The following is a 4,226-nucleotide window of genomic DNA, read 5'->3' as shown; positions in this document are numbered from 1 at the left end:
CCCCCCCGGGCGGCCCGCCGCGCCCGGGCCCGGCGCGCGGGCGCCCCCCGCCGCCGACCCCACCACTCCCTCGGCGCGCCCGGGGGCCCGGGTGGCCGCGCCGACGGCGAGCCATTCCGCGTCCCCGAGGCCCGCGCCGGGTGGCAGGGTGACCGCGGTCCCGCCCGCCATGAGATAGCTCGCCGAGCCGGCGGCGCGCCGTCGTGCCAGTCGCTCGGGATAGGCCAACGCCACCACGTGGGCGGGATCGTCCCGATCGCCCCGGCCGTCGACGAGCCTGGCCAGCCGGTCGACCTCCCGCCGCCAGCGCTCCGGCCGTTCCCGCCGCAGTTTCCGCAGGCCCGCCACCAGGTCGACGCCGTCGAGGTGGCTGTCGTCGTCGAGGACGGTCACCACCTCCGCGGCTGTCCGCGCGCCCACCACTTCGGCGCCGTCGAGCAGGGCGCGGGCCAGCCGCGGGTGCAGGCCGATGCGGGCGATGTGGCGTCCCCGATCGGTCACGGTCCCGTCGGCGTCGACCGCGCCGAGAGCGCGCAGCACCTCGACTCCGGCGCCGAGCCCGCCCGGCGGCGGGGCGTCCCACCAGCTCAGGCCCCGGCCGTCGGTGGTGCCCCAGCAGGCGAGTTCGAGGGCAAGCCGGGTCAGGTCGGCGGTGCGGATCTCCGGTTCCGGGTAGGCGGGCAGGGTCGAGTGCTCGTGTTCCGGCCAGCAGCGCCACACCCGGCCCGGCGCCTCCCGGCCCGCGCGACCGGCCCGCTGATCGGCCACCGCCGCCGAGACCCGCACGGTCGCGAGCCCCGACAATCCCCTGGCCCGGTCGATCCTCGGCACCCTGGCCAGCCCGGAGTCGACCACCGCCCGCACACCCGGCACGGTCAGGCTGGACTCGGCGACCGCCGTGGACAGCACCACCCGCCGTCGCGCGCCGGGACGAAGGGCACGGTCCTGGTTCGCCGCGGACAGCCGTCCGTGCAGGGCGAGGACGTCGACGTCGGGCAGGTCGGCCAGCATGGCGGTGACCCGGCGGATCTCGGCCGCGCCGGGCAGGAAGACCAGCACGTCGCCCTCGGACTCGGCCAGCGCGAGCCGGACGGTGCGCGCGACGTGCGCCTCGGCGCGTTCCCTCGGCAGGGGCGGCACGTAGCGGGTGGTGACGGGGTGGGTCCGGCCATGGGCCTCGAGCACCGGGGCCGGTTCCTCCCCACCCAGGATCGCCGAAAGGCGTTCGGCGGCAACCGTCGCCGAGGTGGCGAGCACGCGCAGGTCCGGCCGCAGGCCTGCCCTGGCGTCCAGCAGCAGAGCGAGCAGCAGGTCGGCGTCCAGATGCCGTTCGTGGCATTCGTCGAGCAGCACCACATCGACACCGGACAGCTCGGGGTCGTCCTGCAATCGGCGCACCAACAGGCCGGAGGTCACCACCTCGATGCGGGTGCGGGGTCCGACGCGGCGGTCCCCGCGCACCGAGTAGCCGACCGACTCGCCGACCTGTTCCCCCAGCAGCGCCGCCATCCGACCGGCCGCCGCCCGCGCCGCCAGCCGCCGCGGCTCCGCCACCACCACACGCCCACGGCCGCGCGCGGCCAGGGCGAGCGGCACCAGGGTGGTCTTGCCGGTGCCTGGAGGTGCGACGAGCACGGCGGTTCCGCGCTCGGCCAGCGTGGTCACCACACGATCGAGGACGCCGCGGATCGGCAGGTCTGGAAGCTCGGGCAGGTCCATAACCGACCAGTCTGAAGCCTCGGCCGTTCAATGCCGCGATCCGGGCGGTGCGGGCGACAGAATAGGCCGATGCGAATCCTTCCCCGTGTGGTGCCGGCGGCGCTCGCCGGAATGCTCGTGGTCTTCGCTCCCCTCCTCACTCCCGGCGCTGCCCCCGCGCCCACCGCGACCGCGGCCCCGGCGCCGGGCAGCTCGCAGGGACAGCTTCCCTTCCCGTTCGCCATGCAGCCCGACGGCGTGCGGGCGGCGTCCGCGGCGTTGGCCGAGGCCAACACCGGCCTGCTGCTGTGGTCGCGGCAGCCGACCGCCCGGGTGCCGATCGCCAGCATCACCAAGGTCATGACGGCCGTCGTCGTCCTGGAATCCGGCGACCTCGACCGGCCGGTCACCGTCACCCGCGCCGCCCTGGACTACGCCGCCTCCGAGGGCGGCAGCACCGCGAACCTGAGCTCCGGGGAGGTGCTCACCGGCCGCCAGCTCCTCTACGCCATGATGTTGCCCTCGGGCTGCGAAGCCGCCTACGCGCTCGCCGAGGCGTACGGCCCAGGCCAGCAGGGTTTCCTGGCGAAGATGAACGACACCGCGCGGCGGCTCGGCATGGCCGACACCCATTTCGCCGACCCCAGCGGCCTGCCCATCCCGGACGACTACGCCACCTGGTCCACCGCCGCCGACCTGGTCCGCCTCGCCCGCCACGCCATGTCCATCCCGCTGTTCCGGCAGATCGTCGCCATCCCGGTCCACCACGAACCCGCCGGGCCCACCCACAAGGCCTTCACCTGGGAGAACACCAATGACCTGCTCGGCCGCTATCCCGGCATCGCGGGCATCAAGACCGGCAACACCGACGCCGCGGGCACCTGCCTGCTGTTCGAGGCCAGCCGGGGCGGCCAGCGCCTGATCGGTGTGGTGCTCAACAGCTCCCCCTGGGACATGGACGCCGCCACCGCCGACGCCGAACGCCTCATGAACTGGGGTTTCGTCCCGATCCTCAGCGGCCTGCCGATCGGCTGAGCGGCGGAGCCGTCATGCGAGCAGGATGGTGACGAAACCCGCGAGATAGGCCGTGGCGAACAGGATCGGAATCCACTGCTCGATATGGGACAGCGGCCAGTAGCGGGACCGGTCGCGCCCTTCTCCGAGCGCCCACCACTCGGCGCGCCAGAACGGCGAGGCGGGCAGGCGTTCCTCCAGCGCGCCGATCACCCGGTACTTGGCGCTGTTGAGCAGCCGGTAGCTGCGCACCAGATAGAACCAGGCGAAACACTGGCACAGCACGGCGGCGAGCGGGATCACCATCCACCACGCCTCGGCGCCGGACGGCGGTTGCTCGCCGAAAGTGGTGATCAGGACGAAGATCCCGGTGTTCAGGCTGAGGAAGAAGGAGTTCATCAGGCCGCGACGGGCGCTCACCCGGTCGGCCATCTCCACGCAGAGCCGGTACTGCTCGAGGACGGCCGTCTCGTAGGGGGTGGTGCGGGGGTCGGAGCCGGGTGTGCGGGCCGCGTCGCTCCAGAGGCGGTCGTTCAGGTGGGATCGTTCATCGCTGCGGGACACCGGGCACCTCCTGGTGTGGCGCTGGTAACCGGTCATTCGCCGGTGGCGGCGTCGGGCGGCACCGGAAGCCCGGTGCAGACTTCTTCGTAGGGAATGTCCGGGGAGATCCACTCACGCCACTGGCGGTGACCGATGTCGACGGTGAGTTTGCCGCACAGCGCGGCTTCCCACTCCTCCGGTGTGGTCGGCCAGAGCATGATGCTGTCGTCCATTCCGGCGGAGACGAGGTAGCGCCCGTCGGCACTGAACGCGATGCTCGTGATCACGGCGGTGTGACCGGTGATGGGCGGACCGAGGGGACGACCGGATTCGACGTCCCACAACCGCACGGTGCGATCGTATCCGGCAGTGGCGACGCGCCGGCCATCGTGATCGACGGCCAGGCCGGTCACCAATCCGTGCCCGGAGGCGATGGCGCCGACCCGCTCGCGCGTTTCGATGTCCCAGAACCGGATCGTCCCCTCGAGATCGGTGGTCACCAGACGCCTGCCGTCCGGGGTGAACGCCACGTTCCTCGCCTGACCGGCATGTCCGCTGATGGGGTCACCGATCTGACGTCCGCTGCCGGCATCCCAGATCCGCACCGTGTTGTCCTGCCCACCGGAGACCACACGGCCGCCGTCGGGGGAGATCGCCACACTCAGCACGTAGCCCTCGTGTCCCGCCATCGAGGCGCCGACCTGCCGCTGCGTTCCGGCATCCCAGATCCGCACCGTGCCGTCCTCTCCACCGGAGACCACGCGACGGCCGTCGGGAGTGACGGCCGTGCTCAACACCGCCCCCTGATGGCCGGTCATGGGTGCGCCGACCTGCCGCTGGGTTCCCGCATCCCAGACCCGGAGCGTGCCGTCGGCTCCGCCGGAGACGATTCGACCGGCCGAGGCGAATCCCATGCTCGTCACGACGCCTCGGTGGCCGATAATAGGTTAGCCGTATAGCTGACCGTCGAA

General features: G+C 72.7%; 4 protein-coding genes. 1 reads left to right on the top strand and 3 read right to left on the bottom strand.

The window, feature by feature from the left end:
* Positions 1-1,719 (bottom strand): helicase-related protein (locus QH283_RS07845; RefSeq protein ID WP_280502353.1); only part of this gene is annotated, 1,719 nt, incomplete at its 3' end.
* 69 nt (positions 1,720-1,788) lie between these two features.
* Between QH283_RS07845 and QH283_RS07840 the strand changes: the two genes are divergently transcribed.
* Positions 1,789-2,733, top strand: coding sequence for a D-alanyl-D-alanine carboxypeptidase family protein (locus tag QH283_RS07840; RefSeq protein WP_280502352.1), 945 nt, complete (start codon positions 1,789-1,791; stop codon positions 2,731-2,733).
* Positions 2,734-2,745: 12 nt separating this feature from the next.
* On the opposite strand, the gene QH283_RS07835 is transcribed toward QH283_RS07840, so the two are convergent.
* Both QH283_RS07835 and QH283_RS07830 read right to left on the bottom strand, forming a co-directional pair.
* On the bottom strand, positions 2,746-3,276 hold the full coding sequence (locus QH283_RS07835; RefSeq protein WP_280502351.1) for a RipA family octameric membrane protein: 531 nt from the start codon (positions 3,274-3,276) through the stop codon (positions 2,746-2,748).
* Positions 3,277-3,308: 32 nt separating this feature from the next.
* The gene (locus QH283_RS07830; RefSeq protein ID WP_280502354.1) at positions 3,309-4,196 is read right to left on the bottom strand and encodes a WD40 repeat domain-containing protein; all 888 of its coding nucleotides are present in this window, start codon (positions 4,194-4,196) and stop codon (positions 3,309-3,311) included.
* Between the last annotated feature and the right edge of the window lie 30 nt (positions 4,197-4,226).

Source organism: Nocardia farcinica (genome assembly GCF_029867845.1).
Lineage (GTDB): Bacteria > Actinomycetota > Actinomycetes > Mycobacteriales > Mycobacteriaceae > Nocardia > Nocardia farcinica_A.
Note: the sequence above shows the minus strand (reverse complement) of the source record. Positions and strands in the feature narration are given on the sequence as shown.

Bases quoted from the DNA above. Each gene is read 5' to 3' on its own strand.
- QH283_RS07840 (WP_280502352.1), top strand. From the start codon at position 1,789: ATGCGAATCCTTCCCCGTGTGGTGCCGGCGGCGCTCGCCGGAATGCTC.